The organism is Micromonospora sp. NPDC050695 (assembly GCF_040654415.1).
Lineage (GTDB): Bacteria > Actinomycetota > Actinomycetes > Mycobacteriales > Micromonosporaceae > Micromonospora.
Window position 1 is genome coordinate 24,034 of record NZ_JBFAHZ010000039.1, and the last position, 25,355, is coordinate 49,388.

General features: G+C 72.8%; 24 protein-coding genes and 3 pseudogenes. 9 read left to right on the forward strand and 18 right to left on the reverse strand.

From position 1 onward, the window contains the following. Positions 1–25 precede the first annotated feature (25 nt). From AB0H52_RS23915 to AB0H52_RS23925, 3 genes are all read right to left on the reverse strand, one after another. Positions 26–3,592, reverse strand: coding sequence for an ATP-dependent DNA helicase (locus tag AB0H52_RS23915; protein ID WP_357950091.1), 3,567 nt, complete (start codon positions 3,590–3,592; stop codon positions 26–28). Positions 3,593–3,735: 143 nt separating this feature from the next. Then, positions 3,736–4,281: a TIGR00730 family Rossman fold protein gene (locus AB0H52_RS23920; RefSeq protein WP_151490721.1), complete on the reverse strand. Its 546-nt coding sequence runs from the start codon at positions 4,279–4,281 to the stop codon at positions 3,736–3,738. Next, positions 4,281–5,144 carry a TIGR00730 family Rossman fold protein gene (locus tag AB0H52_RS23925; RefSeq protein WP_357950094.1) on the reverse strand — a complete coding sequence of 288 codons (864 nt, stop codon included), beginning with the start codon at positions 5,142–5,144 and terminating at the stop codon, positions 4,281–4,283. The genes AB0H52_RS23920 and AB0H52_RS23925 overlap by 1 nt, the downstream gene beginning before the upstream one ends. 154 nt (positions 5,145–5,298) lie before the next feature. Here AB0H52_RS23925 and AB0H52_RS23930 point away from each other — a divergent pair, with 154 nt between their 5' ends. After that, on the forward strand, positions 5,299–5,466 hold the full coding sequence (locus AB0H52_RS23930) for a hypothetical protein (RefSeq protein WP_192580323.1): 168 nt from the start codon (positions 5,299–5,301) through the stop codon (positions 5,464–5,466). Positions 5,467–5,510: 44 nt separating this feature from the next. Here AB0H52_RS23930 and dapE read toward each other — a convergent pair whose 3' ends face one another. After that, positions 5,511–6,584 (reverse strand): succinyl-diaminopimelate desuccinylase, encoded by a 1,074-nt coding sequence (dapE, locus tag AB0H52_RS23935; protein WP_357950097.1) that lies wholly within the window; start codon positions 6,582–6,584, stop codon positions 5,511–5,513. A gap of 78 nt (positions 6,585–6,662) precedes the next feature. Here dapE and dapD point away from each other — a divergent pair, with 78 nt between their 5' ends. Next, positions 6,663–7,622: a 2,3,4,5-tetrahydropyridine-2,6-dicarboxylate N-succinyltransferase gene (gene dapD / locus AB0H52_RS23940; protein WP_151490724.1), complete on the forward strand. Its 960-nt coding sequence runs from the start codon at positions 6,663–6,665 to the stop codon at positions 7,620–7,622. 51 nt (positions 7,623–7,673) lie between these two features. On the opposite strand, the gene AB0H52_RS23945 is transcribed toward dapD, so the two are convergent. Next, positions 7,674–10,991, reverse strand: a complete 3,318-nt coding sequence (locus AB0H52_RS23945) for a S8 family serine peptidase (protein ID WP_357950113.1) — start codon at positions 10,989–10,991, stop codon at positions 7,674–7,676. A 173-nt stretch (positions 10,992–11,164) separates the two neighbouring features. Here AB0H52_RS23945 and AB0H52_RS23950 point away from each other — a divergent pair, with 173 nt between their 5' ends. Both AB0H52_RS23950 and AB0H52_RS23955 read left to right on the forward strand, forming a co-directional pair. Continuing rightward, positions 11,165–11,722 carry a sugar O-acetyltransferase gene (locus AB0H52_RS23950; protein WP_357950100.1) on the forward strand — a complete coding sequence of 186 codons (558 nt, stop codon included), beginning with the start codon at positions 11,165–11,167 and terminating at the stop codon, positions 11,720–11,722. Positions 11,723–11,769: 47 nt separating this feature from the next. Continuing rightward, entirely contained in the window at positions 11,770–12,408 is a 639-nt protein-coding gene (locus tag AB0H52_RS23955) for a dihydrofolate reductase family protein (protein ID WP_151490726.1), read from the forward strand. A 30-nt stretch (positions 12,409–12,438) separates the two neighbouring features. Here the strand turns inward: AB0H52_RS23955 and AB0H52_RS23960 are convergent, their stop codons facing one another. From AB0H52_RS23960 to fdxA, 5 genes are read right to left on the reverse strand one after another with little or no spacing between them, the layout of a single operon-like run. Then, positions 12,439–13,086 carry a nucleoside/nucleotide kinase family protein gene (locus AB0H52_RS23960; RefSeq protein WP_151490727.1) on the reverse strand — a complete coding sequence of 216 codons (648 nt, stop codon included), beginning with the start codon at positions 13,084–13,086 and terminating at the stop codon, positions 12,439–12,441. Further along, a complete protein-coding gene (locus tag AB0H52_RS23965; protein WP_151490728.1) occupies positions 13,086–13,739 on the reverse strand; it encodes an SIMPL domain-containing protein in 654 nt (217 codons plus the stop codon). The genes AB0H52_RS23960 and AB0H52_RS23965 overlap by 1 nt, the downstream gene beginning before the upstream one ends. Positions 13,740–13,748: 9 nt before the next feature. Then, entirely contained in the window at positions 13,749–14,777 is a 1,029-nt protein-coding gene (locus AB0H52_RS23970) for a prephenate dehydrogenase/arogenate dehydrogenase family protein (RefSeq protein WP_151490729.1), read from the reverse strand. Positions 14,778–14,793: 16 nt separating this feature from the next. Next, positions 14,794–15,900: a succinyldiaminopimelate transaminase gene (gene dapC / locus AB0H52_RS23975; RefSeq protein ID WP_278127213.1), complete on the reverse strand. Its 1,107-nt coding sequence runs from the start codon at positions 15,898–15,900 to the stop codon at positions 14,794–14,796. Beyond that, a complete protein-coding gene (gene fdxA, locus AB0H52_RS23980; RefSeq protein WP_007464872.1) occupies positions 15,897–16,223 on the reverse strand; it encodes a ferredoxin in 327 nt (108 codons plus the stop codon). Before fdxA ends, dapC begins: the two co-directional genes overlap by 4 nt. 79 nt (positions 16,224–16,302) lie before the next feature. On the opposite strand from fdxA, the gene AB0H52_RS23985 reads away from it, so the two are divergent. Next, a complete protein-coding gene (locus AB0H52_RS23985; RefSeq protein ID WP_151490731.1) occupies positions 16,303–17,262 on the forward strand; it encodes a GNAT family N-acetyltransferase in 960 nt (319 codons plus the stop codon). 21 nt (positions 17,263–17,283) lie between these two features. Here the strand turns inward: AB0H52_RS23985 and AB0H52_RS23990 are convergent, their stop codons facing one another. The 3 genes from AB0H52_RS23990 to mshB form a co-directional block, all read right to left on the reverse strand. Continuing rightward, on the reverse strand, positions 17,284–17,748 hold the full coding sequence (locus AB0H52_RS23990; protein ID WP_357950105.1) for a hypothetical protein: 465 nt from the start codon (positions 17,746–17,748) through the stop codon (positions 17,284–17,286). 81 nt (positions 17,749–17,829) lie between these two features. Next, entirely contained in the window at positions 17,830–18,264 is a 435-nt protein-coding gene (locus AB0H52_RS23995) for a hypothetical protein (protein ID WP_151490739.1), read from the reverse strand. 17 nt (positions 18,265–18,281) lie between these two features. After that, on the reverse strand, positions 18,282–19,226 hold the full coding sequence (gene mshB, locus AB0H52_RS24000; protein WP_192580319.1) for an N-acetyl-1-D-myo-inositol-2-amino-2-deoxy-alpha-D-glucopyranoside deacetylase: 945 nt from the start codon (positions 19,224–19,226) through the stop codon (positions 18,282–18,284). An 87-nt stretch (positions 19,227–19,313) separates the two neighbouring features. On the opposite strand from mshB, the gene AB0H52_RS24005 reads away from it, so the two are divergent. Further along, complete coding sequence (locus tag AB0H52_RS24005) at positions 19,314–21,467, forward strand: prolyl oligopeptidase family serine peptidase (protein WP_357950109.1); 2,154 nt, start codon at positions 19,314–19,316, stop codon at positions 21,465–21,467. 29 nt (positions 21,468–21,496) lie between these two features. Here AB0H52_RS24005 and AB0H52_RS24010 read toward each other — a convergent pair whose 3' ends face one another. After that, positions 21,497–21,871, reverse strand: a complete 375-nt coding sequence (locus tag AB0H52_RS24010; protein WP_151490735.1) for a DUF805 domain-containing protein — start codon at positions 21,869–21,871, stop codon at positions 21,497–21,499. A 175-nt stretch (positions 21,872–22,046) separates the two neighbouring features. After that, positions 22,047–22,370 (reverse strand): annotated as a pseudogene (locus AB0H52_RS24015) (uridylate kinase); the annotation flags it as partial. Between the two features lie 167 nt (positions 22,371–22,537). Between AB0H52_RS24015 and AB0H52_RS24020 the strand changes: the two are divergent. Both AB0H52_RS24020 and AB0H52_RS24025 read left to right on the forward strand, forming a co-directional pair. Continuing rightward, complete coding sequence (locus tag AB0H52_RS24020; protein ID WP_151490736.1) at positions 22,538–22,786, forward strand: type II toxin-antitoxin system prevent-host-death family antitoxin; 249 nt, start codon at positions 22,538–22,540, stop codon at positions 22,784–22,786. Further along, the gene (locus AB0H52_RS24025) at positions 22,783–23,166 is read left to right on the forward strand and encodes a PIN domain-containing protein (RefSeq protein ID WP_151490737.1); all 384 of its coding nucleotides are present in this window, start codon (positions 22,783–22,785) and stop codon (positions 23,164–23,166) included. Before AB0H52_RS24020 ends, AB0H52_RS24025 begins: the two co-directional genes overlap by 4 nt. Positions 23,167–23,195: 29 nt before the next feature. Here the strand turns inward: AB0H52_RS24025 and AB0H52_RS24030 are convergent, their stop codons facing one another. The 3 genes and pseudogenes from AB0H52_RS24030 to AB0H52_RS24040 form a co-directional block, all read right to left on the reverse strand. Further along, positions 23,196–24,377, reverse strand: a complete 1,182-nt coding sequence (locus AB0H52_RS24030; protein WP_225854584.1) for a helix-turn-helix domain-containing protein — start codon at positions 24,375–24,377, stop codon at positions 23,196–23,198. Continuing rightward, entirely contained in the window at positions 24,367–24,534 is a 168-nt protein-coding gene (locus tag AB0H52_RS24035; protein ID WP_192580320.1) for a hypothetical protein, read from the reverse strand. The genes AB0H52_RS24030 and AB0H52_RS24035 overlap by 11 nt, the downstream gene beginning before the upstream one ends. A gap of 138 nt (positions 24,535–24,672) precedes the next feature. Continuing rightward, positions 24,673–24,948 (reverse strand): annotated as a pseudogene (locus AB0H52_RS24040) (transcriptional regulator); the annotation flags it as partial. 104 nt (positions 24,949–25,052) lie between these two features. Here AB0H52_RS24040 and AB0H52_RS24045 point away from each other — a divergent pair. Further along, positions 25,053–25,355, forward strand: a pseudogene (locus AB0H52_RS24045) (IS5/IS1182 family transposase); the annotation flags it as partial.

Here is a 25,355-nt window from a genome sequence, read left to right on the forward strand (position 1 = left end):
TGTCGCCTCGGCTCCCAGCACCGGCTCACTCCTCGCCCTCATGGGTGGCGCCCCGGGTGGTCGGCGGCTCGACGACCTGGCGCCCCTGCCCGGAGACCGGGCAGCTGGTGCGCACCGGGCAGACCCGGCACTTCGAATTGGCCACCGCGGCGAACGTGGCAGCGGCCATCGTATCGGCGGTCCGCCGGACCAGCGCGGTCGCCCAGCCGGCCGCCGGGCCCTCACCCGCCGCCGGCTGGTTCTGCTCCCGGGCGTCCTTGGCGGAGGTGCCGAGCTGCACCAGCGCCGCGCCCCCGGACTCGTCGCCGAACTCGGCGAACGCCCCCGCCTCCACCGCCGCCTGGTAGGCGCCGAGCTGCGGGTGCTCGGCCAGTTCGCTGCCGGTGACCGCGGTGGACTTGCCGGTCTTCAGGTCGATCACCACCAGCCGGCCGGCCTCGTCGACCTCCAGCCGGTCGACCCGCCCGGTCAGGTCGACCGGCCGATGCGGGTCGTCCAGCCGGACCGCGAACTCGTGCTCGATGGCGAGCAGCCGGCGCGGGTTGGTGGCCAGCCAGCGCAGCAGCTTGTCGACCATCGCCTCGGCGCGTTCCCGTTCCGGCCCGGCCATCCACCGGGCGGCCAGCTCGATCGCGTCGAACCGGGCCGCCACGTAGTCCAGCAGGGCACCCCGGTCGGCGCTGGCGTCCTCGGCGAGCATCGCGGCGGCGTGCACCAGGTTGCCCACGCCCTGCGCGGTGCTGGTCGGGCCGCTGCCGCCGTGCCGTTCCAGCAGCCAGCGCAGGCTGCACCGCAGCGCGCTCTCCATCGCCGACGGCGTGACCCGCACCGGCTTGCCGTCATCGACCAGGGGCCGGTCGTCGGAGAGCGCCCGCAGGCCCCACCAGTCGTCCGGGTGCGCGCCGGGCACTCCGGCGGCGGCGAGGCGGGCCAGCTCGGCCGCCGCCGCGCGCCGCCGGGCCGCCGGCGCGGCCGGGTCGGTGATGGCGGTACGCAGCTCGGCGACCAACGCCGGCAGGGTGAGCGCCCGGGGTGGCCGGGTCACCGGCAGCGCGCCGGGGCCGTCCGACTCCCCGTCACCGTCCTCCCCCGCCGCACCACCGTCGCCGGATGCGCCGCCGTCGCGGCCTGCCGCGCCACCGTTGCCGGATGCCGCGCCACCGTCGCCGGGTGCGCTGGCGGCCGTGGACGAGGTGGGCGGCGGACCGCCGTCGTCGGGTGGCGGGCCGTTGCGCGGGACGGGCGGTGCGGGCGGCGGGGTGGGCGGTGGCGCGCTCGGGCCCAGCTCGTGCAGGAAACGGCTCGGCTGCTCCTCGTGGTCGTCACCGCCGACGGCGGCCGACGCCACGGCGCTCACCAGCAGGCGGTGCCGGGCACGACTGATGGCGACGTGGAAGAGGCGGCGTTCCTCGTCCAGCAGCGCCGAGGTCTGACCCACCACGTTCGCCGCGGTCGCGCCGCCGACGGACCGGCCGGCCAGCACGTCGACCAGCCGCTCCGAGCCGAGCAGGCTGCCACGCAGCCGCAGGTCGGGCCAGATGCCCTCCTGCACACCGGCCACCGCGACCAGGTCCCATTCCAGACCCTTCGCCGCGTGGGCGGTGAGCAGCCGCACCGCCGCGCCCCGGTCGGCGGTCGGCGCGATGGTGTCGGCCGGCAGGTCCTGGGCGAGAACGTGGTCGAGGAAGACCTCGGTACGGGCACCGGGCAGCCGGTCGGTGAAGCGGGCCGCCGCGTCGAAGAGCACCAGCACGGCGTCCAGGTCGCGGTCGGCGGCCTCGGCGCGCCGCCGTCGGGCCAGGTCCCCCTCGCCGGGGGCGGGCCGGCCCTGGCCGATCGCTCCGGCCCACCGTTCGGCGAGGCCGCTGGCGTCCCAGACTTCCCAGAGCACGGTCTCGGCGGTCGCACCGGGTTGGGCGGCCGCGTCCCGGGCGGTGGCGAGCAGAGCAGCCACCGCCTGCGCCGGCTCCGCCCACCGCCGGTCGATGCCGGCCAGCTCGGTCGGGTCGCGCAACGCCTCGACGATCAGCTCACCGGACGGTCGCCGGTCGCCGCCGGACAGCGCCAACGCCCGCAGGCCCTGCCGCAGCCGCCGTTCGGCCAGCGGATCCGCACCACCGAGCGGCGAGTGCAGCAACGCGACCGCCGCCTCCTCGTCCAGGTGCTCCGGTTCCAGGGCGCAGCGCAGCAGGAGCAGCAACGGTGCCACCGCCGGTTGCAGGTGCAGCGGCAGGTCCTCGCCGTGCACCACGGTGGGTACGCCGGCAGCGTGCAGCGCCCGTTGCAGGGTGGGCAGCTGCAACGCGGTGGACCGCACCAGCACCGCCATCCGCGACCAGGGCACACCGTCGAGCAGGTGGGCCGAGCGCAGCGCGTGGGCCAGCCAGGCGGCCTCGCTGGTCGCCGAGCGGAACGTGTGCACCTCGACCACACCGGGCGGCGCGTCCGGCAGTGGGTGCAGCCGGCGGTGCGCCGACGGGCCACGCAGCCGACGACCCAGCCGGGCGATCGCGGCGAGCAGGCCCGGCCCGGCCCGGTACGACGTGGTGAGCAGCACCTGCGCCGCGGGCGCCCCGGACGCGGTCCGGAATCGGTGCGCGAAGGTGCTCACCCCGGCCGGGTCGGCGCCCCGGAACGCGTAGGTGGACGAATCCGGGTCGGCGAACGCGACAAGGGACTTGCCCCCACCGGCGATCACCGAGAGCAGGTCGAGTTGGGCGGGGTCCGTGTCGGCCAGCTCGTCGACGTACACGTGGGCGAGCCGGCGACGCTCGGCGGTCAGCAACTCCTCGTCGTCGCGCAACAACCCGGTGGCGGCGCGGACCAGTTCGGCCGGGTCGTACGCGATCGAGCCCCGGTTGCTGACGTCGCGCAGTGCGAGCACCGACACGTACTCCCGCAGGAAGCGGGCGGCCGCCGGCCAGTCGGCGCGGCCGAGCTTGTCACCCAGCCGGGCCAGGTCGATCGGGCCCACCCCGCGTTCGGCGGCGCGCATCAGCAGGTCGCGCAGCTGACCGGCGAAGGCCCTGGTCCGCAGGGCCGGGCGCAGGTCGGTCGGCCAGCCGACCGGGTCGTCGTCGGGCTCCTCGCCCACCACGTCGAGCAGCTCGCGGATGATCAGATCCTGCTCGGGGCCGGTGAGCAGGCGCGGTGACGGCTCGCCCCGTTCGGCGGCGGCCCGGCGCAGCAGCCCGAAGGCGTACGCGGGGAAGGTGCGCACCAGCGGCTCGCGCAGCACCCGGTGGCCGTCCTGCGCCACCCGGGCCTCGATGCGCTGACGCAGTGCGGTGGCGCCCCGACGGCCGAAGGTCAGCACCAGGACCCGTTCGGGGTCGACGCCCTCGCGCACCCGGGCGGCGACCGCCTCGACCAGGGTGCTGGTCTTGCCGGTGCCCGGACCGCCGAGCACCAGCAGCGGCCCGTCGGTGTGCGCCGCCACCTCGGCCTGCGAGCGGTCGACGCGCCACCCGGCGGGCCCCGGCTCGGTGTCGGCGGACGCACCGCCGGCGGCGGGCACGGAACTGTCGGCCGGCGCCGCCCCGTCCCCCCGCGCCGGCCCCTCGGACCGCCGCACCAACCGGTACGCCTGCATCAGCTCATCCCATCAGAGGAGTACGACACCCACCGAGCCCCACCCCACCCCATCACGCTCCGTCGATCATGAGGTTAGCGGCGCGACACGCCGACGGCCTCGCCGCCAACCTCATGATCGACCGGGGAGGCTGGGAGCCCGCGTCAGGTCAGGGCGGACTCCAGGGCGTCCAGGGCGTCCGGGACGGTGGTGGTCACCGTCAGCAGGTCGCGGCCGGCGGGTTTGAGGAAGTGCTGGTCGGTGAGGGTGTCGAGCCAGTCCAGCAGGGGGCGGTAGAAGCCGTCGGTGTCGATCAGCACCATCGGCTTGCCGTGTAGGGCGAGGGTGGCCGTGGTCCAGACCTCGAACAGCTCGTCGAGCGTGCCCAGCCCACCGGGCAGGGTGAGAAAGGCGTCCGACTTCTCGATCATCAGCGTCTTGCGACTGGCCATCGAGTCGGTGACCAGCAGTTCGTCCGATGCCAGGTCGGCGACCTCCAGGTCGACCAACGCCTGCGGGATCACACCCACGGTGCGCCCGCCGGCGGCGCGGGCACCATCGGCCAGCGCACCCATCATGCCGACGCAGCCACCGCCGCTCACCAGCGTGTGCCCACGCCGGGCCAGCTCCGCGCCGGTCTCCGCGGCCAGGTCAAGGAAACGCTGGTCGAGGGTACGGGAGGACGCGCAGAAGACGCAGATCGCCGCCATCAGTTGTCCCGTGGCTGGTCGGCGGCCTGGTCGGCGGCGGCCTGCCGGTCGGCGCCGGTACGCGCGACGGCCTCGTCGCGGACCGCGTCCTGCTCGACGGAGAGCGCCGCCTCGGACTCGACGATGTGCCGGACCGCCGTGTTGACGTCGTCGGTGAGGCAGATCAGGTCCAGGTCGACCGGGCCGATCTTGCCGCCGGCGGCCATCGTGTCGCGCAGCCAGTCGAGCAGCCCCTGCCAGTACGCGACGCCCATCAGCACGACCGGGAACCGGGTCACCTTGCCGGTCTGCACCAGCGTGAGCGCCTCGAACAGCTCGTCCATGGTGCCGAAGCCGCCGGGCAGCACCACGAACGCCTGCGCGTACTTCACGAACATCGTCTTGCGGGCGAAGAAGTAGCGGAAGTCGATGGCCAGGTCGACCCAGTCGTTGATGCCCTGCTCGAACGGCAGCTCGATGCCGAGCCCGACGGACAGACCGCCGGCCTCGGTGGCACCCCGGTTGGCGGCCTCCATCACTCCCGGCCCACCACCGGTGATCACGGCGTAACCGGCCCGGGCCAGTGCCCCGCCGACCTCTTCGGCCAGCTTGCACTCGGCGGTGGCCGGACCGCTGCGCGCCGAACCGAAGACACTGACCGCCGGCGGCAGGTCGGCGAGGGTGTCGAAACCCTCGACGAACTCACTGAGGATGCGCAGCGCCCGCCACGCGTCCCTGGTCTTCCAGTCGCCGCGCCCGCGCGAGTCCAGCAGTCGCTGGTCGGCGGTGCTGCTCGGGATCGCCCCCCGGCGCAGCGTGACCGCACCCCGGTGCCGCTCCTGCGCTGGACCGCGGCTGGCCTCCCGCCCGTTGCTGTCGCTCATGGAGCAACCGTAGTGGAGCGGCACCCACCGGGTGTGCGGGGCGCGGACGCCAAGAAATAGTTCGCGATCAAGGGCAACTATTCGGCTCGCCCGTACGTCTTACTATTCACATACCGGGTATGCCCCGGCGCGCGCCTTCGGGGGAGGAGACAGCGTGATCAGTAACAGCGAGATGATCCGGATCCGTCGCCAGATGCAGCGACGGATCAGAGACGTGGTGGCCGAGCGCCGCCACATCCGGGACCTGACCCCCTCCCCCACGGCCCCCGCCACCTCCGGAGCTGATCAAGAGGTTCGCGTCGCCGACAACGGGCCCGGCTGACGCAAACCTCTTGATCACCGGGCGCGACACGCCCGGTGCGCCGGTCAGGCCGGGGCCAGCCAGCGGTGCAGGGTTGCCGCGCCGTCACGGATCTTGCTGATCTCGACGTGCTCGTCCGGGTGGTGCGCCAGGTTGGGGTCGCCCGGCCCGAAGTTCAGCGCGGGGATGCCCATGGCCGCGAACCGGGCCACGTCCGTCCAGCCCAGCTTGCCGATCGGGGCCGCGCCGACCGCCGCCAGGAACTCCTTCGCCGGGGCCGCCTCCAGCCCGGGCGGGGCGCCGGCCGCCGAGTCCGTCACGACCAGGTCGAAGCCGGCGAAGACCTCGCGCAGATGCGCCTCCGCCTCGGCCGGGGTGCGGTCCGGCGCGAACCGGTAGTTGACCTCGATCTCACAGTGGTCGGGGATCACGTTGCCGGCGACCCCGCCGTTGATCCGCACCGCGTTCATGCCCTCGCGGTAGTCGCAGCCGTCGATGGTGACCCGCCGGGCCTCGTACGTCTGGAGGCGCCGCAGCACCTCACCGGCACCGTGGATGGCGTTCACGCCGTGCCAGGAACGCGCCGAGTGCGCCCGTACCCCGGTCGTGGTGACCACCGACCGCATGGTGCCCTGGCAACCCGCCTCGACGATGCCGTAGGTGGGCTCCAGCAGCACCGCGAAGTCCGCCTCCAGCCACTCCGGGAACGCCTGGGCGACCAGGTTCAGCCCGTTGTACCGCGACTCGATCTCCTCCGCCTCGTAGAACAAGTACGTCACGTCGTAGCGCGGGTCGGGCAGGGTCACCGCCAGGTGCAGCGCGTACGCGGTGCCGGACTTCATGTCCGAGGTGCCGCAGCCGTACATCAGGTCGCCGCGCATCGTCGACGGAAAGTTGTTGTTCAGTGGCACGGTGTCCAGGTGCCCGGCCAGCACGACGCGCTGCGACCGACCGAGGTCGGTGCGCGCCATCACGGTGTTGCCGTGCCGCTGGGTGCTCAGGTGTGGCACACCGCGCAGGACCTCCTCGACACAGTCGGCGATCGCCTTCTCGTTGAGGGACACGGACTCGATGTCGACGAGAGCGCGGGTCAGCGCCACCGGATCGGCGAGGACCTCGGGGGTCAGCGGGTTCTCCATGGTTCGCACGGTACCTTCAGGTCTGTCAGCGCGAGGAGTGAGCTGAGGCCGACGCGGCCCAGACCGAGAGGTGTAACAGTGACGTCCGCAGATTCCGCCTGGGGCATCGGCCTGGCCACCGTCACCGCCGACGGGCAGGTGCTCGACACCTGGTACCCGACCGGCAAGCTGGGCCTGGGTGAGCTGCCGTTGGTCGCCGGCGAGGGCGAGTCGGACGTGCTCGATCTGCCGCCGGGTGCGCTCGGCGACCGGGCCCTGCCCGGTCTGCGTACCGTGCAGGTGGTCACCGTGGTCGGCTCGCTGGACGACCCGATCAAGGACGCCCCGGACGCGTACCTCCGGTTGCACCTGCTCTCGCACCGCCTGGTGCGACCCAACCAGCTCAACCTGGACGGCATCTTCGGCAAGCTGGCCAACGTGGCGTGGACCTCCGCCGGGCCGTGCCCGCCGGAGCGGGTCGACGAGCTGCGGGTGATCGAGCGGGCCGCCGGCCGCCACCTCGCCGTCTACGGGGTGGACAAGTTCCCCCGGATGACCGACTACGTGGTGCCGTCCGGCGTGCGGATCGCCGACGCGGACCGGGTCCGCCTCGGCGCCCACCTGGCCGCCGGCACGACCGTGATGCAGGAAGGCTTCGTGAACTTCAACGCCGGCACCGTCGGCACCTCGATGGTCGAGGGGCGGATCGTGCAGGGCGTGCTGGTCGGCGACGGCTCCGACATCGGCGGCGGGGCCTCCATCATGGGCACCCTCTCCGGCGGCGGCACCGAGAAGATCAGCATCGGGGAGCGGAGCCTGGTCGGCGCGAACGCCGGGGTCGGGATCTCGCTCGGCGACGACTGCGTGGTGGAGGCCGGCTGCTACATCACGGCAGCCTCGAAGGTCACCCTCCCGGACGGCCGGGTCGTCAAGGCCCGAGAGCTGTCCGGCATCGACGGCCTGCTGTTCTGGCGCAACTCGGTGACCGGCACGCTGGAAGCCCGTCCGCGAACCGGCCGGGGCATCGAACTGAACGCCGCCCTGCACGCCAACGACTGACGCACCCGCCGGGTCCGCGGCACCGCGCCGCGGACCCGGACGGGGTACGCCTCAGCGCAACCGGTACGCCTGGATGATCCGTTGCGTCGCCGTGTTACCGGCGGCGTCCCGCGCGGTGGCCCGCAGCGACACGTGCCCGGTGCCGGTCGGATGCTGCACCAGGGCCGACCAGCCGTCGCCGGAGGTGCGGACCAGCTTCGCCGCGCGCCAGGTCTTCCCGCCGTCGTACGAGACGTCGACGGTGAGCTTCTCCACCCGGGCGGCCGCCGCGCCGGGCTGCCGCTGCACCCGCACCGGGACGACGAAGCTCCGACCGGCCGGAGCGCTGTTGTCGACCCGCAACGGCGGCGCGAAGCGGATCGCCGACAGGGGCAGCCGGGCCGGCGTGTCACCGGCGACGTGCCGGGACCGGAAGGTCCAGCTGGACTCCACCTCGGTGCTCAGGTCGGTGAAGCTGCGCTTCGCCGACGTGACGAGCCGGTAGTCCGCCGCACCCGGTGGCACGGCGAACTCGCCGTAGCCGGCGTACTCGCTCTCGCCGACCAGCTTGCCGTCGCGCCAGAGTTCGGTCCGCTCGCTGTCGGCGAGTGACCCGCCCGGGTGCCCGGCGGCGTCGCTGAACATCGGCAGCCCGACCCAGACGGTGTCACCGACCCGGGTGACGCTCTCCTCGGGCCAGCGCGGGGTCGGGAACGACGGTCCGTACGGGGCCTGACTCCAGACCTCCTGCACCGTCCGCCCGACCCGGTACGCGGTCGCCGTGGAGAAGAGCGCGGCCTGCGCGTTCAGCCAGCCTTCCTCGTCCCGCGTTCCGAAGTCGAGCTCGGACTCCCACCGCACACCCCTGGTGTTGTAGTACTCGACCCGCTGGCCGGGCACCGCGGTGGGCAGGATCAGGGCCGAGCCGCCGACGTTGTACTCCAGCACGGGGTACACGATCCGCTCGGCCTCCGTGCCCGGGTAGCCATCGTGGAACCGGTGCACGACGGTGGCCAGGTCCCGTCGGGCGTAGTCGCGGACGAACCCCGTCGGCATCCGGCCAGGAATCGCCTCGGCCAGTGCGTACAGGTAGGGGCTGTTGGCCGTGTCCGGCGTGGTCCACTGGCTGCTGACCGTGGCGACGAACCGGTCGGCGGCGACCGGCTTGCCGAGCTGACCGCTGGTCAGGCCGGTGAACGTCTCGGCCCAGAGCCCGATGCCGTACGCGCTGCCGTCCTCGGCCGTGAAGTTGCCGCTGAGGTCGATCAGCTGTGGGACGGCGTTCCGGTCCGGAATGGTCGTCCGTACCGGCTTGGCCGAGCGGGCGTCCACGACGATCCGGGTGTCCTGCTCGATGGCCACGTCGGGCTGCGCCAACAGGGACATCCCGCCCTGCTCACCCTCCGGTGCGGGCTCGAGCACGAGAGCGCTCAGGCCGTAGTGCCCCTTGGGCACCCGCACGGTCGCCACGCCGTCGGTGCTGACGAGGTCCCAGTAGCTGAAGGTGTCCATCCCGACCAGGGTGCTCCAGTGGTCGGCGGTGCGCTCGCCGGCCCGGTTCAGGTGCTCCACGGTCAGCGTGTAGCTCTCCACTTCCCGGTGCACGGCCAGCGGGGTGACCGCGACCGCCGCACCGGATCGGGCCACGATCCGCCCGGTCCAGTAGCCGTCGGCGTCGCCGATCCGGGTGTTCGCGGTGATGGTCGTGGCGGCGGTGCCGCCCGCCGGCACGGTGAGCTGGTTGGCGCCCAACTGGAACAGGCCGGCCGGCAGCGCCCGACCGCCGGGGCCGGCGCCCTCGACGCTCAGGTCGACGCTGACCGGTGCCGGACCGTCGTTTCGCCAGGTGACCGTGCGGGTGATCGGCTCGTCGTCGCCGTGCGGCCAGAGCGTACGCCCGAACGAGACGCTCACCGGGTCGCTGGTGACCTGCTGGGTGATGGCGTGTGCGACGTCGACCCGCCCGGCGCCCTGCTGGTAGGCGGTCTGGTCCGGGTGCGGCTTGGCGGCGGCCATCAGGGTGGCCTTCAGCCGGTCGGCCCGCCATCCCGGGTGCTGCTGGGCGAGCAGCGCCGCCGACCCGGCCACGTGCGGGGTGGCCATCGAGGTGCCGGAGAGGGTGACGTAGCGGTCTCCCACCGGATCGCCGATGACGCCGTTGGCGGACCGGGCGGCGACGATGTCGACGCCGGGCGCGGTGATGTCCGGCTTCAGCGCTTCGTCGCCGACCCGCGGGCCCCGGCTGGAGAAGTCGGCCAACTCGTCGTCGCGGTCGACCGCGCCCACGGCGAGCGCGGCGTCGGCGGTGGCCGGGGAGCCGACCGAGCCGTCCGAGCCGTCGTTGCCGGCGGCGAGGACGAACAGCGTGCCGGTCTGCGCGGTCAGGGTCTGCACCGCCTCCTCCAGCGGGTCGACCTCCGGGGTGTCCCAGCCGCTGAGGCTCATGTTGACCACGGCGGCCTTCTTCTCCACCGCGGCCCACTGCATGCCGGCGAGGATCGCCGAGTCGGTGCACCCGGCGCCCTCACAGACCTTGCCGTCCAGCAACGTCGCGTCCGGCGCCACGCCCCGGTACTTTCCGCCGGAGGCGGCGCCGGTGCCGGCGATGGTCGAGGCCACGTGGGTGCCGTGGCCGACCGTGTCCCGAGCGTCGGGCACCTCGGTGAAGTTGCGCGCCTCGGCCACCTTGCCGGCCAGGTCCGGGTGGGTCGCGTCGACGCCGGTGTCCAGCACCGCGACGGACACCCCCTTGCCGGTGAACCCGGCCGCCCAGGCGGCGGGCGCGCCGATCTGCGGCACGCTGTGGTCGAGGGTCACCGTGCGGCGGCCGTCCAGCCAGATCCGCTCGACGTCCCCCGCCGCGTCGAGGCGGGCACCGGCGGGGCCGGTGGTGACCGTCGTCCAGACCGCGCCGAGGGAGGACTTGCCGGTGGTCAGGGCCGCGCCGCGGATCGCCGGCAGGTCGCGGGTCACCCGCGAGCCCGGCAGCGCGGCCGGGGCACGCCGGGCGGTGCCCGTCGAGCGGTACGCCACCAGCAGCGGCAGGGTGTTCCGGTGGGCGTCGTCGTAGCCCGCCTCGACCAGCCCGGTGACGTCGAAGAGCCGCCGGTCGACCCGGCCCGAGCGCAGCAGTGGCAGCGCGTCCGTCGGCGTCACCGAGAGGCGTCCGCGCTCGCGCCGGATCAGGAACCGCACGTCCTCGCGACCGGCGCCGGGTCGGACCGCGGCACCGGAAGCGGTGACGGTGACCCGGTCACCGCTGATCAGCGTGACGGTGGTCGAACGGTTGGCGGTGGGTCCACCCGGAGCGGCCGGTCGGCCGGTGCCGTCCGGCGGGGTGGGCGCGGCGGCTGCCGCCGGAACCGGCGCGGAGAGCGCCAGTGCGAACACGAGGCCGAGGGCGGCCAATCTTCTTCCCTGGTGCAACGGATCCTCCTCGTCAAGCGTCTTGATGTACGGGAGTCACATTGACCTCCTACAATTGCATACCGAGTATGCAAAATTAAGGCCGGAAGATGACGGACCCGCCACGAGCCGACCAACCGGGCCGGCATGATCGGGCGGTGACCTCCATGAAGGACAGGATGCTCGCCGGTGAGCCGTACATCGCCGACGATCCCGAGATCATCGCCGACCTGGACCGGGCCGCCCGGCTGATGGAACGCTTCAACACCAGCCCGGCGGCCGATCCGCGGGCTGGACTCGCGGTGCTGCGCGAACTCCTCGGCGACCTGGGCACGGACACCTGGATCCGCCCACCGTTCTACTGCGACTACGGCTCACGGATCCGGATCGGCCCACGCGGCTTCGTCAACTACAACGCCGTCTTCCTCGACGTCGCCCCCATCACCCTCGGCGCGGACGTCCAGGTCGGCCCGAACGTACAGCTGCTCACCCCGACGCATCCGGTGGAGCCCGGGCCACGGCGGGACAAGTGGGAGGCGGCCAAGCCGATCACCATCGGCGACAACGTGTGGCTCGGCGGCGGCGCGATCGTGCTGGCGGGTGTGACGATCGGCGCCAACACGGTCGTCGGCGCCGGCGCGGTGGTGACCCGTGACCTGCCGTCCAACGTGGTGTCGGTCGGCAACCCGGCCCGGCCGGTCCGCGAACTCGACTAGGGTGCGGCCGCAGGGCCTTGTTCGAGTCGGAGTACACGGAGGACAGCATGGGCGTGATCCACATTGATCTGTTCGCGACGCTCGACCTGGTCGGCCAGGCACCGGGCGGTCCGGACGAGGACCCCGACGGCTTCCCGTACGGGGGATGGCAGGCGCCCCTGTTCGACGAGACCGGCGGCCGACAGGTCGTGGACGGCATGCGGGGCATGGACGCGCTGCTGCTGGGCCGCCGGACCTACGACATCTTCGCCGGGTACTGGCCGCACCAGACCGACGGCGTCGACGGCGGGATCGCCACCCTCTTCAACAGCATCCCGAAGTACGTGGCCTCGCGCGGCACCCCCGACCTGGACTGGGCGGGCTCGACGCAGTTGGGCCCCGACCTGGCGAGTGCCGTGCGGGAGGTGCGGGACAAGCACGAGAAGGTCCACGTGATCGGCAGCCTGAACCTGGTGCAGACCCTCCTGCGCGAACGCCTCTTCGACCAGCTCAACCTGTGGATCTTCCCCATCGTGCTGGGCGTCGGCAAGACGGTGTTCGACGGCGGTGCCGTCCCCGCCAACCTGACCCTCGTCGAGCCGCCCGTCACCACGGACAAGGGCGCGGTGCTCCTGCGCTACCGCCTCGGAGCGGGTACGCCCGCCACCGGCGACATGTCCCGCGAGGACCGCGGCGTCACGGACTGAGGCAGACCCGGCGTGCCCCGGCGGTCCCGTTCAGACCGCCGGCGGCTCGCTGAGGCGGACCACCAGGTCGGCGCGCTCGGCGGTGGGGGTGATGAGGGCCGCGTTCGCCTCGTCAGTGCCCAACGCCCAGGCCCGGGCCTGCTCCGGTGACCGGCCGAACGCCTCGTGCCGGGCGGTCAGCCGGCGCTGGCGCACCTCGGCGTCCAGGTCGAGAAACCACGCCTCGTGCAGCAGCGGCCGGATCTCCTGCCACGGAAAGTCCGGCAGCAGCAGGTAGTTGCCCTCGGTCACCACCAGCCGGACCGAGGGCGGCACCTCGATCGCCCCGGCCACCGGCTCCTCCAGCTCCCGCCGGAACTCCGGCGCGTACACCGAGGTCGGTTCCAGCCGGCGTAGCCGGCGCAGCAGCGAGGCGTACCCGTTGGCGTCGAAGGTGTCGGCCGCGCCCTTGCGGTCCGCGCGGCCCAACCGGACCAGCTGCGACTGCGCGAGGTGGAAACCGTCCATCGGCACCAGCCGGGCGGTCGGCCCGACCTCGGCCACGATCCGCTCGGCGAGGGTGGACTTCCCGGCGCCCGGCGCACCGGCGATGCCGAGCAGCTGTCGCGGGCCGGCCTCGGCCAACGCCAACGCCCGCGCCACCAGCTCGTCGGCGGACAGCACCTGAGCCGGTGGCATCAGCCCAGGACCGGGTCGCTGATGGTGAAGCGCGCCTGCACGGCGGCCTGCACGGTCTGCGGCTGCGGGTCCAACTCCAGCTCCGGTGCGCCGCCGCCCCCGCCAGCCCCGCCGAACGCGGCGCGGGCGAACATCGGACGCTCGGCCGGGCCGGCGTCGGCCAGCTCGATCAACGCGGTGACCCGCGCGCCGAGCGCTTCGGCGTACTCCCGGGCGCGCAGCAGGGCGTCACCGATCGCGGCGTGTCGTGCCTCGCGATGCGCCGGGCTGTCCGGACGAAGCTCCCACCAGGGACCGGCCACCTCGACCTGATCCTGGTCGGCCAACCTGAGCATCAGCTCGCCGAGCGCCGTGAAGTCGGTGACGGTGACGGTGACGGTGGTGGTGACGCTGCCGTGCCAGGCCACCACCCGCTCGCCCGAGCGTCGGGTCTCCGGCCGCACCCGCAGGTCGCCGGTCTCCCGCCGGGCCACCACCGGGCCGGAGCCGTCCAGCAGCACCCGTACGGCGGCGGCCCGCTCGGCCAGCCGGGTCAACGTGGCCTCCCGGTCCCGGTCCCGAGCCGTCGCGGTGACCGCGAAGCGGGCCAGCTCGGGTGGCACCTCCCGGTACGCCTCGCCGCGCACCTGCACCACCGGGCCATCCACTGCCATGTGCTCAGCCTAGTCAGCCGCCGGCGTCCACGCGGTGTAGGAGACGGCCTCCGAGCCGACCCGACACCCGGTCAGGTGTCCACCGACGTCGCCCAACCCGCGTAGCCAGGTCACCTCGGCGGCGTGGTCGCCACCGACCGGGAACTCCCGGTCCCGTTCGGCGAACCGCCGACCCAGCAGCGCGGACCGCACGGCGGCGGCCTCGGCGTACCGGGCGGTGAGAGCCGCCGCGTCACCGGCCCGGAGCGCGGCGCCCAGCGCGTCCAGGAAGGCGGTGACCTCGGTCAGCTCGTGCAGCACCCGCTCCCGGTTGCCGAGCAGCATATTCGCGGTCCGCTCGGCGGGGGTGCCGGCCACCCGGGTGCCGTCGCGGAAGCTCCCGGCCGCCAGTGCCAACACCGCGTCACGCAGCGGCGCTCGCTCGGCCGCACCGGCCAACGCGCCGGCCAGCAGGTGCGGCACGTGTGAGGCGAGGGCGGCCGCCGAGTCGTGCGTCGGCGCGGACATCGGCACCACCCGGGCGTCGAACACCTCCACCAGCAGCCCGGTCAGCCAACGGAAGGCGTTTGTCGCGGCGCCCGGCGCCGGGCACAGCACCCAGGCGGCACCGGCCAGCAGCCTCGGGGAGGCGGCGGACAGGCCGGTCGACTCCGCGCCGGCCATCGGGTGCCCGGGGACGAAGCGGTCGAGGAGCCCGAGCCGGGCCGCCACCTCGGTCACCTCTGACTTGGTGCTGCCGACGTCGGTGAGCACACAGCCCGGTGCCGTGGCGGCGGCCACCCGGGCCAGCGTCCGGGGCAGCGTGGGCAGGGGGCCGCAGAGGAAGACCACGTCCCGGTCGGCCACGGCCTGCTCGATCGTGTCCGGCGCGGCGACTCCGCTGGCACGTGCCCGCTCGCGGGTGGCCGGGTCGGGATCCCACCCGGCCACGTCCAGGCCGGCGTCGGCGAGGCGCAGCAGCACCGAACCGCCGATCAGCCCGGTGCCGACGACGGCCGCCCGCACCCTGGCGTACCGCCCGGACGTGCCGTCGGTCATCGCCGGCCCGCCGGTGTCAGGCCCGCAGCCGGCCGGCGACCGCCGCGACGTGCTCGTCGGACTCGGTCAGCGCGACCCGGACGTGCTGAGCGGCCGTGGGGCCGTAGAAGACGCCCGCGGCGACCAGGATGCCGCGTCGGGCCAGCCAGTCGACCGTCTCCCAGCAGTCCTCACCACGGGTGAGCCAGAGGTAGAGACCGGCCTCCGAGTGCTCGACCGTGAAGCCGGCACCGGTGAACGCGGCCCTCAACACCTCACGACGAGCGCGGTAGCGCTCCCGCTGCTCGTCGGCGTGTCGCTCGTCCTGCAGGGCGGCCACCATCGCCGCCTGCACCGGCGCGGGCACGATCATGCCGGCGTGCTTGCGGACCTTCAGCAACTCGGCGACGAGCGCCGGATCGCCAGCCACGAAACCGGCCCGGTAGCCGGCGAGGTTGGAACGCTTGGAGAGCGAGTGCAGAGCCAGCACACCGTCGTAGGTGCCACCGCAGACCTGCGGAGACAGCACCGACACCGGCTCGGCCGACCAGCCGAGCGGCAGGTAGCACTCGTCGCTGGCGACCACCGCGCCGCGCTCCCGGGCCCAGTCGACCACCTTGCGCAGGTGCGCCGCGGGCAGCACCCGGCCGGTCGGGTTGCCGGGCGAGTTGACCCAGACCAACCGCACCCGCGAGGTCGGCCCGACCGACGTGAGCGAGTCGGTACGGACCACGGTGGCGCCGGCCAGCCGTGCCCCGTCCTCGTAGGTGGGGTACGCGACCGACGGCACGACGACGACGTCACCCGGACCGATGCCGAGCAGGGTGGGCAGCCAGGCGACCAACTCCTTCGAGCCGATGGTCGGCAGCACACCGAGACCGTCGACCCCGGCGCCACAGGCGCGGGCGACCCACGCGGCGATCGCGGCACGCAGCGCCGGGGTGCCGGCGGTCAGCGGATAGCCGGGAGCGTCGGACGCGTCGGCCAGCGCCTGGCGGATCACCTCGGGCACCGGGTCGACCGGCGTACCCATGGAGAGGTTGATCAGGCCCTCCGGATGCGCCGCGGCCAGAGCGGCCGCGGCGTCCAGGGTGTCCCAGGTGAACTCGGGCAGCCGCGACGAGACCGGCGCGGGCGTGCTCAGTGGCCCTCGCCGCGCGGCGGCTGCGCGGCGACGAAGGTCGCGTCCTTCTCCACCTTGCCGATCTTCGAGGCGCCCCCGGGCGAGCCCAGGTCCTCGAAGAACTCGTAGTTGGCGCCCGTGTAGTCCTTCCACTGCTCCGGGACGTCGTCCTCGTAGAAGATCGCCTCCACCGGGCAGACCGGCTCACAGGCACCACAGTCGACGCACTCGTCGGGGTGGATGTAGAGCATCCGATTGCCCTCGTAAATGCAGTCGACCGGGCACTCCTCGATGCATGCCTTGTCGAGCACATCCACGCACGGCTCGGCGATGATGTAGGTCACCGGTCTTCTCCTCCGCAAGACACGTCGCGATCTCCCGCGACGGTAAGAGCCTAGTATCTCGCCGGGGAGGGGGTCGATCGTGCTCCGACAGCAGGATGTGGGACACCGGATCGTGGTTCGCCGGATTGTGGGGATTCGCGAAGGCCGCCCGCTGTTCTCCGACGCTCTCGGCGAGCTGGTGGAGCTGAGCGAGACTCATCTCACGCTGGCCACCGCGCAGGGTCGGCTGCGGGTGCCGGTGACACAGGTCCACCGGGCCAAGCGGGTGCCGCCGACGCGTCGACCGACCGCCGCGGCAGTCGTGGCGCTGGAGCGGGCCGCCGACGAGGCCTGGCCGGCGCCCACCCGTGGCCGCCTGGGAGACTGGCTGCTCAGATCGGCCGACGGCTGGACCGGGCGGGCCAACTCGGCGCTGCCGATCGGCGACCCGGACCGGCCGCTGCCGGCCGCCGTGGACGCGGTGGAGCGCTGGTACGCCGAGCAGGGCCAACCGGCGATGGTCAACACACCACTGCCGCTCGCCGCGCCGGTCGGCGCCGAGCTGGACGCCCGAGGATGGGGCAGCCGCCCGCCCACGCTGGTGCAGACCGCGCCGCTCCCCCTGCCCACGTCGACCCCGGCCGACGCCGCCGCCGGCGCGGACGTCGAGCTGAACACCGCACCCAGCGAGAAATGGTTGGCCGTCGCCGCCGGCCGCAAGGGTGGCCTGCCGGACGCCGCACGGCACGTACTCACCGCCGTGGCCCAGGTGCGCTTCGCCCACGCGTACGTCGACGGCGAACTGGTGGCGACCGGCCGGGGCACGGTGACCGGCGGCGGACGCTGGCTCGGCCTGAGCCTCATCGAGGTGCTGCCGGCGGCCCGCCGCCGGGGGCTGGCCCGGCAGGTGATCCACGAACTGGCCGCCTGGGCGGAGTCAGCCGGCGCGACGCGTGCGTTTCTCCAGGTGGAGCAGCGCAACAGCGCGGCGGTGGCGCTCTACCAGAAGCTCGGCTTCACCACCCACCACACCTACCTGACCCGCGTCGCCCCGCACTGACGATCCGACCGCTCCGACGGGTCAGCGGCGGACGACCCGACGCGGCTTGGCGGCCTTGACCTCGGCGTACCGCTTGAGCTGCTGCGAGCGGTAGTCGCGACCGAGCGCGGTGAGCACCAGGTACCCGATCAGCACCCCGGCGCCGGTGGCGAGCAGGTACAGCCAGATCTGGGCGAAGAACGTCCCCGCCCCACCCGCGAACGGGTCGTGGCCGACCAGCAGCGGCCCGACCAGCACGGTCAGCGCCATCGCGGCCCCCACCACGACGGCCACGTCGCCCGCCCAGGCACCCAGTGGCCGCCCGCTGCCCCAGCGGAAGGCGACCACGGCCAGGATCAACCCGATCACCACGAACATCGCCAGCGACATCCGATCGGCGGCGGTGTCGTCACCGTCGAAGCCGAACCGGATGATCAGCCGGGCGGCGACGTTCGCCGCGAACAGGGCCCCCGTGAGCACTCCGACATCCCGCCACCGTCTGTCCATCGCGCGACCTCCTGCCGTACGCCCCATCGCGGGGCCGCATCCCTGGCATGAATATCTACCACCCGTACCTGGGTGGCGTCATCAGCCGAGGAGGGTGGGCGGCGGGGCGAGGATCTGCCGGAAGCCCATCACCGCGAAGGTCATCGCGCCGGCCACGATCATGGCGAGGCCGACCCAGTTGTCGGCGGCCAGCAGCAGGTCGCCCTCGGAGGTCCGGATGGCGGCCACCGCCATCAGCGCGAACCACGGCACCGCGGGCAGTGCCACCGCCCACCGGCGGCCCACCGCCTCGTGCGCGAACCAGCTCAGCGCGATGTTGGCGCCGACGGCGACCAGCACCGACACGCCGATCAACTGGCCACCGACGCGGACCGTGGCGAGCAGCAACTCCAGCACCCCGGTCAGCACCCCGGCCAGCACCACCACGACCCCGCCGGCCACCCGCAGGCCCAGGTCCAGCAGTCGCGGCGGTGGCCCCGCCTGCGGCGGGGTGTCCTGATCGTGCACGACCGACATCGGCGCGGCGGGCAGGGTCACCGGAGACCGGCCGCCGCGACCGGGCGACGATCGGCGCCGGCCCCGTCGGGCAGTCCGGTCTCGTCGGGCAGCCCGGCGAACAGGTCGTCCTCCCACCTGTACGGGCCGGAGCCGGGGCCCTTCTCGCCGACCGCGAGGGTGAAGAACTCCACGCCCATGAACTCGCCGCCGAAGTTGCCGGCGATCGAGTAGAGCCAGGAGGTGGCCGGAATCTGGGTGGCGTGCGCCCGCATCGCGGCCTCCTTCGCGGTGTGCTGGTCGGTGCCGTCGATCCGGGCGGCGATCTGGCCGTCCGGGGTGCCGAAGGGCAGCTCGGCGAGGTCCTGGATGCCGGCGAACGGGTTGTCCGAGGATTCGGCGAAATGCGCCATGCCGGCCTCCAACACGCTGAGCGGCATCGCCGTCCAGTAGACCTTGGCCGGGGCGCAACCCTCGGCGGCGGCCAGCTCGACGGCACGCATCGCCACCCGGTGCGCCTGGATGTGGTCGGGGTGGCCGTAGAAGCCGTTCGGGTCGTACGTGACGAGCACCTGCGGGCGTACCTCCCGCATGATCTCCACCAGGTGCCCGGCGGCCTCGTCGAGGTCGGCCTGCCAGAAGGCGCGGGGGTGCTCGTTGGTCGCGAGCCCCATCATCCCGGAGTCGCGGTAGCGGCCCGCTCCGCCGAGGAAGCGGTGGTCGCTGACGCCGAGCGCCGCGCAGGCGGCGGCCAGCTCAGCGATCCGGTACCCGCCGAGCTGGTCGGCCTCGGCGGCGACGAGCTGGGACAACGCCGGTACGTGGATCTCACCCTCCTCGCCGAGGGTGCAGGTCACCAGCGTCACGTGCGCGCCGGCGGCGGCGTAGTGGGCCATCGTCGAACCGGTGCCGATGGACTCGTCGTCCGGGTGCGCGTGGACCAGCAGCAGGCGGCGGTCGGGCAGCGTCGTCACGTCAGTCACTCTAACCGGCGGTTCTCCCCCGGCCGGCGCTGACGCGTCCGCCCAGGTCGGCCACATCACCTCCGGTACCGCTCTACGATTTGGCCTGTGGACTTTCCGGAGCTGGCCGCCCGCACCCGCCGGTTCACCCACGGCGCGCCGCGCGCCGTCGCCGTGGCCGAGGACGGCTCCCGAGTGATCTTCCTGCGCTCCGCCGGTCCGGAGGACCCGGCGGACGCGCTGTGGCAGCTCGACGTGGCCACCGGCGAGGAGCATCTGGTGGCCGACCCGGCCACCCTGCTGGGTGAGGGCGGCGACCCCCGGTCACTCTCCCCGGGCGAGCGCGCGTTGCGCGAGCGGCTGCGGCTCAACGCCGCCGGCATCGGTTCGTACGCGCTGGACGCCGCCGGCCGCGTCGCCGTGTTCGCGCTGGCCGGGCGCCTCTTCCGGGCCGATCTGGTGCACGGCGACGTGGTCGAGGTGGCCGCCGTCGGCCCGGTGCTCGACCCACGTCCGGATCCGACCGGGCAGCGGCTGGCGTACGTGACCGACGCCGCCGAGGGTGTCCGCCGGGGCGAGCTGCGGGTGATCGAGGCCGACGGCACCGACACCCTGCTGGCCGGCGAGGACGCCGGGGTGAGCTGGGGGTTGGCCGAGCACATCGCGGCCGAGGAGTTCGGCCGGTTCCGGGGCTACTGGTGGGCGCCGGACGGCCGCATGGTACTGGCCGCCCGGGTCGACGAGTCCCGCCTGGAGCGGTGGCACCTGCACGACCCGGCCGACCCGGCGAGCCCACCGACGGCGGTCGCGTACCCCCGGGCGGGTGGGCCGAACGCGGAGGTCAGCCTGCACCTGCTGGACCTGGACGACGGCTGGGTCGACGTGCACTGGGACCGGGAGACCTACCCGTACCTGACCGGGGTCAGCTGGGGTGAGGGCAGCCCGCTGATCACCGTGCTGCGCCGCTCGCAGCAGCACGGGCTGGTGCTCGCGGTGGACCCGCGCACCGGTGAGACGCAGGTGCACGCCGAACTGGCCGATCCGCGCTGGGTGGAGCCGATCGCCGGCACCCCGGCGCACCTGCCGGACGGCCGGGTGCTGGTCGGTGGGGAGCTGGCCCACGACGGGTACGACGCGCGGTGCCTGTTCGCCGACGGCACGCTGCTCACTCCCCCGTCGCTGTACGTGCGGCGGGTGGTGGGTCGGCTGCCGGCCGTGTCCGGCCCGGCGGACCTGCTGGTCGAGGCGAGTGACGGCGAGCCGAGCGAGCGGCACCTGTTCCGGGTCCGCACCACGATCGGCGGTGGGGTGGACGCGCGCCGGATCACCACCGACTCCGGCTGGCACACGGCCGCCGTGGGCGGGGACGTGCTGGTCGTCGGGGTCGCCTCGCTGGACCACGCCGGGGTGCGCTGGACGGTCCGTCGCGGCGATCAGGAACTGGCCGAGCTGCGGTCGCTGGCCGCCAACCCGCCGTACTCACCGCTGCCGCTGCTGGAGCGGGTGACCGACCGGCGGCTTCCGGCCGCGGTGCTGTACCCGGACAACCACGTGACGGGCCGGCGGCTGCCGGTGCTGCTGGACATCTACGGCGGCCCGGGGCACCAGGAGGTGGTGGCGGCGCGGGCCGCGTGGTTGGAACGGCAGTGGTGGGCCGACGCCGGATTCGCGGTGGTCACCATCGACAACCGGGGTACGCCGGGCGTGGCGCCGTCGTTCGAGAAGGCGATCCACCGGCGGGTCGCCGACGTGATCCTGACCGACCAGATCGACGCATTGACCGCCCTCGCCGGCAAGCACCCGGACCTGGACCTCGAGCGGGTGGCGGTGCGCGGCTGGTCGTTCGGTGGCTGGCTGGCCGGCCTGGCGGTGCTGCGCCACCCGGAGCTGTTCAAGTGCGGGATCGCGGGCGCTCCGGTGACCGACTGGGCGCTCTACGACACCGCGTACACCGAGCGTTATCTCGGGCTGCCGGAGGACGGCCTGGACGTGTACGCGCACCATTCGCTCATCGAGTTGGCCGCCGAGCCGGTCACCGGGCCGGACCAGGCCCGCCCGTTGCTACTGGTGCACGGTCTGGCCGACGACAACGTGGTGGCCGCGCACACGCTGCGGCTCTCGGCGGCGCTGCTGAGCACCGGCCGCCCGCACGCCGTGCTGCCGCTGACCGGCGCCACCCACATGGCCGCGAACGGCACCGCCGAACGTCTGCTCCCGCTGGAGCTGGACTTCCTCCGCACCCACCTGGTGCCCAGCGTGTGATCCGTGCCCGTTGGAGCACGGACAGCGGGTCAGCCCTTGGGGCTGGCACCGAAGCGGTTCGCCCCGGGCGTGCCGTCCAGCACGAAGAACACGAGCAGGACGATGGCGCCCACGAGCGGCACCACGCCGATCAGCACCCACCACCCCGTCCGGTCGGTGTCGTGCAGGCGTCGCACCGCGACCGCCAACGACGGCAGCAGCAGCACCAGGTAGGCGATGAGGGCGATGAAACCGGTGGAGGAGCCCTCCCCGAAGGTCAGTCCCAGCGCGCTGTCCAGAATGGCAGCGACAATGCTGACAAGGACGCTGAACAGGGCGAACCACCAGTACTCAGACCGCCGTGCCCGGCCCTTGAAGCCGACGTACTGGCTGAAGACGGACTTGATTGCGGCAATGAAGGACATGACTATCTCCTGTTCATCGAGGGGTGTTCAAGGTCATCGCGGAGGCAGCCAAACAGACCGACGCGGCGGGGTCAACGGTTCAAGCGGTCGAGGTGCGGTAGCCACGACGCCTGAACTCCCAGACCGGCCGCTGCGGGTCGTCGTTGTGCATGACGATGTCGGCGTAACAGTGGTGGAAGCGCCGATCTCCGTCCGGGCCGAGTGGATCGAGCAGGACCCGGTTCAGCGCGTCGTAGTCGTGGGTGTCGAAGCAACACCCCTCGGCCGAGTACTCGCCGCGCGAATAGCGCCGCGCGCGAGGGAAGAGGAAATCGTCGATCGTCGCGCGGATGACGTCGCGGCCCTGGTCGCGTAGGGCGACGGCCAGCTCGTCGGCGAGCGTCGTCTTGCCGGCGGCCGGCGGGCCGTCGATGGCGACCCGCGTCGGATGCGCGACGGTGACGGACCCGACCGCCTCAGCCAGGTGACCGATCAACTCGTTCCGCGTGCCCTGGTTCATGCCCCGCCCCATCCCGTGTTCGTGAAGGCCGCCACGTCCCGCTCCCAAGATCGCGCTCGATCCAGGCTCGAGCGTGAACTGCACGCACTTGGGCCGCCCGAGACCCTCGGCCACAGCGAGCACCAACGACCTTCCACGCTGGTAGCACAAGTGCTACAGTAGGGCTTATGCATGAAGTTGGACTGCGGGAGATGCGGCAGAACGCCAGCGACCTGGTGCGCAGGGCACAAGCTGGCGAACGCGTGACAATCACTGTCGCCGGCCGCCCGGCAGCCGTGCTCGGCCCGGTCAGTCCCCGGAGCTGGCGCGAATGGGGCGACCTGGCCGGCGTGTTCGACCAACCCACCGACCCGGGTTGGGCAGACGATCGGGATCTCCTCGACAACACTGTCACCGATCCGTGGGTTGAGCGGTGAGCCGCGGCATCCTCGACACAAGCATCCTCATCGCCTCCGACGTAACCCCGATTCCTGGCGAACTGGCTATCAGCGTCGCCAGCCTTGCCGAACTCCAGTTCGGTGTTCTGGTCGCGAAGACCGCCGAGGCGAGAGCCCTTCGTCTAGCGCGGTTGGGCGCAATCCAACGCCGATTTGATCCGCTTCCCATCGACGAAGCCATCACCGACAGCTACGCGCGATTGGCAGCCCGCGTCGTCGAGATCGGCCGCCAGCCACGAGCGAGAGTGATGGACCTGCTCATCGCCGCGACCGCACACGCCCATGACGCCGCCATCTACACCCGCAACGCCGACGATCTCGCAGGTCTCGAAGACCTCATCACGATCCACACGATTTGACCTCCACCTCGACGGGAGACCGTCATCACTCACAGCACGCCGAGGCTGATGGCGAGTTGGGTGATAGTCGGTGGGGCGTCCGGGTCACGGGCGACCAGGGCGACCACGTCCCGCGCGGCTGGCCGGTGACGGATCTCGGCGGGCGCGACGCTGTTCGCCCGCAACAGGACTCGGGCCGCGTTGGTCAGGTCGTCCGTCAGGAAGTAGGCGCGCGCCGCGTCGATCAGGTGCGCGGCACGGTGCTCGACCGGCAGCCACCGCCATCCGTCCCGCCCGATCGCCTCCTCGTGCCGGGCGACCGCCTGCGGCCCGTCGCCCAACTCGATTGCCGCCGTGACTCGCGCCAGCTCGACGGCCGTCGGCCCGAACGCCGTCCGGTAATGGTCCTGTCCGTCGCCGACGTAAGCGGCCAGCTCGGCGGCCTCGCTCAGCAGGTCACCGACCACCCGGTCGTTCCCCGCCCTGGCCGCGATCAGAGCGGCCTGCACGAGCAGCGATCCGCACAGCGACAACTCCTCCGGCGTGCCAGCCTTTCGATCGGACGGGGCGATCTGGCGAGCGGCGGCGAGCATCACCGCCCCCGCCCGCGCCGACGCCCGCAGCACCTGGCCGAGCTGCACCGCCGCGCAGGCCAGCAACACCCGGTCGCCGGCGGCGGCGGACATGGCCCGGTCAGCGGCCAACCACGCCAGACTCCCCTCACCCAGCTTGACCAGGAGCGCCGCCGTAACCCGGTACGCATCCACCGCCGCCGCGCGCCCAACCTCCGGGTCCTGGGCGCGGTACACCTCGGTCACCACCGCGGGCAGCAACTCGACCAGCCGCGCGTACCGCGCGTGCTGGTAGGTCATCCACGCATGCCGCACCTCCCGCGCCAACCGATCGGGCGACATTCCCGCACGCTCCGCCGGGCGACCAAAAGCCATCGGGTACGCCGACAACGCCGCCCGAATCCGCGCGACCCCTTGGCGCCGCTCAGCCACCCCAGCGGGCTGGACATCCCGACCGAGCAGTGTTGCGGCGTCAACCCTCAGCACCGCCGCAATCTCCCGGATGGTCGACACCCGCTCCAGGGATCGGACCCCACGCTCGACCTTGTCCACCCAGCTCTTCGACTTCCCCAGCCGATCCGCGAACGACTGCTGCGACAACCTCCGCCGCACCCGCAGGTAGGCGACCCGTCGACCGATCGGCACCGACTCAGGGCTCACCACGCCACCGCCGATCCGGCACCGCTCGAGTCGTCTCCTGCACCGGTATCCGCTCCGCCTCGGCCTGCGCGAGCAACCGGCGTTTGGCCTGTTCCCGTTCGGCGGCGTCGATCTGCTCGCCCATGTTGGGCGCACCGGTATCGTCCTTACCGCTCATTTCCACCTCCGCTGGGCAGGGGCAGGTGATCTCGTTTTGACGACCTGGTTCGCACCGATCCCGCCCTCACTCACAGCATCTGGTGAACGTGAGGTGACAGATAGCTAGCGATTGTCCGCTGGTCGCGTGTGCCGTCCGCTATCGAGCCACGGGCCGGTACGCCTCGTACACCTCGCGGAGGGCTGCCGCTTCCGCAGCCCCGGTGTGCTCGACCTTGCGGAGCACCTCCCGCGCCCGCCACCAGTTCGAGGACACCACTCGCCCCGACCGGACCGCATCGGCGGCGACGACGCTGGCCTCGTCCGGCTGGTCGGCGGCCAACAGCGCCATCGCGAGATCAAGACGGGCGGAAGCAGAGCGCCGCGGCCGCTCACCACCATCGCCGCGCGGGTCCAACTCCGCTAAGAGCGACCGGCAATAGGTATCCAAGATTCGGACAGTTGGATACCCGGGGGTAGCAAGCAGGCACGGGAGGTTGATCATCGGAGTTCTCTACGCTCAGTGATCAATGGAGTCCCGTGCCTGCCCTCCCATCATCGTTGCTCGAACCGATCTTCGTCCAGTTCGCCGCGTTGTGTCCCGAGCAGCCCGGGTTCGACCCGACGCATCCGCTGGGCTGCCACCGCCGCCAGATTCCGAACCGGGTCGTGTTCGAGCTGCTCATCGCCGCTCTGGTCCACGGATCGGGCTACGAACGGGTAGCGACCCCACAGTGTTCGGACCGAACGATCCGCAGACGCCTGCACGTGTGGGCCGAGGCCGGCCTGGGCGAACAACTACACGAACTGGCACTCGAAGCCTACGACCGCATGATCGGCCTG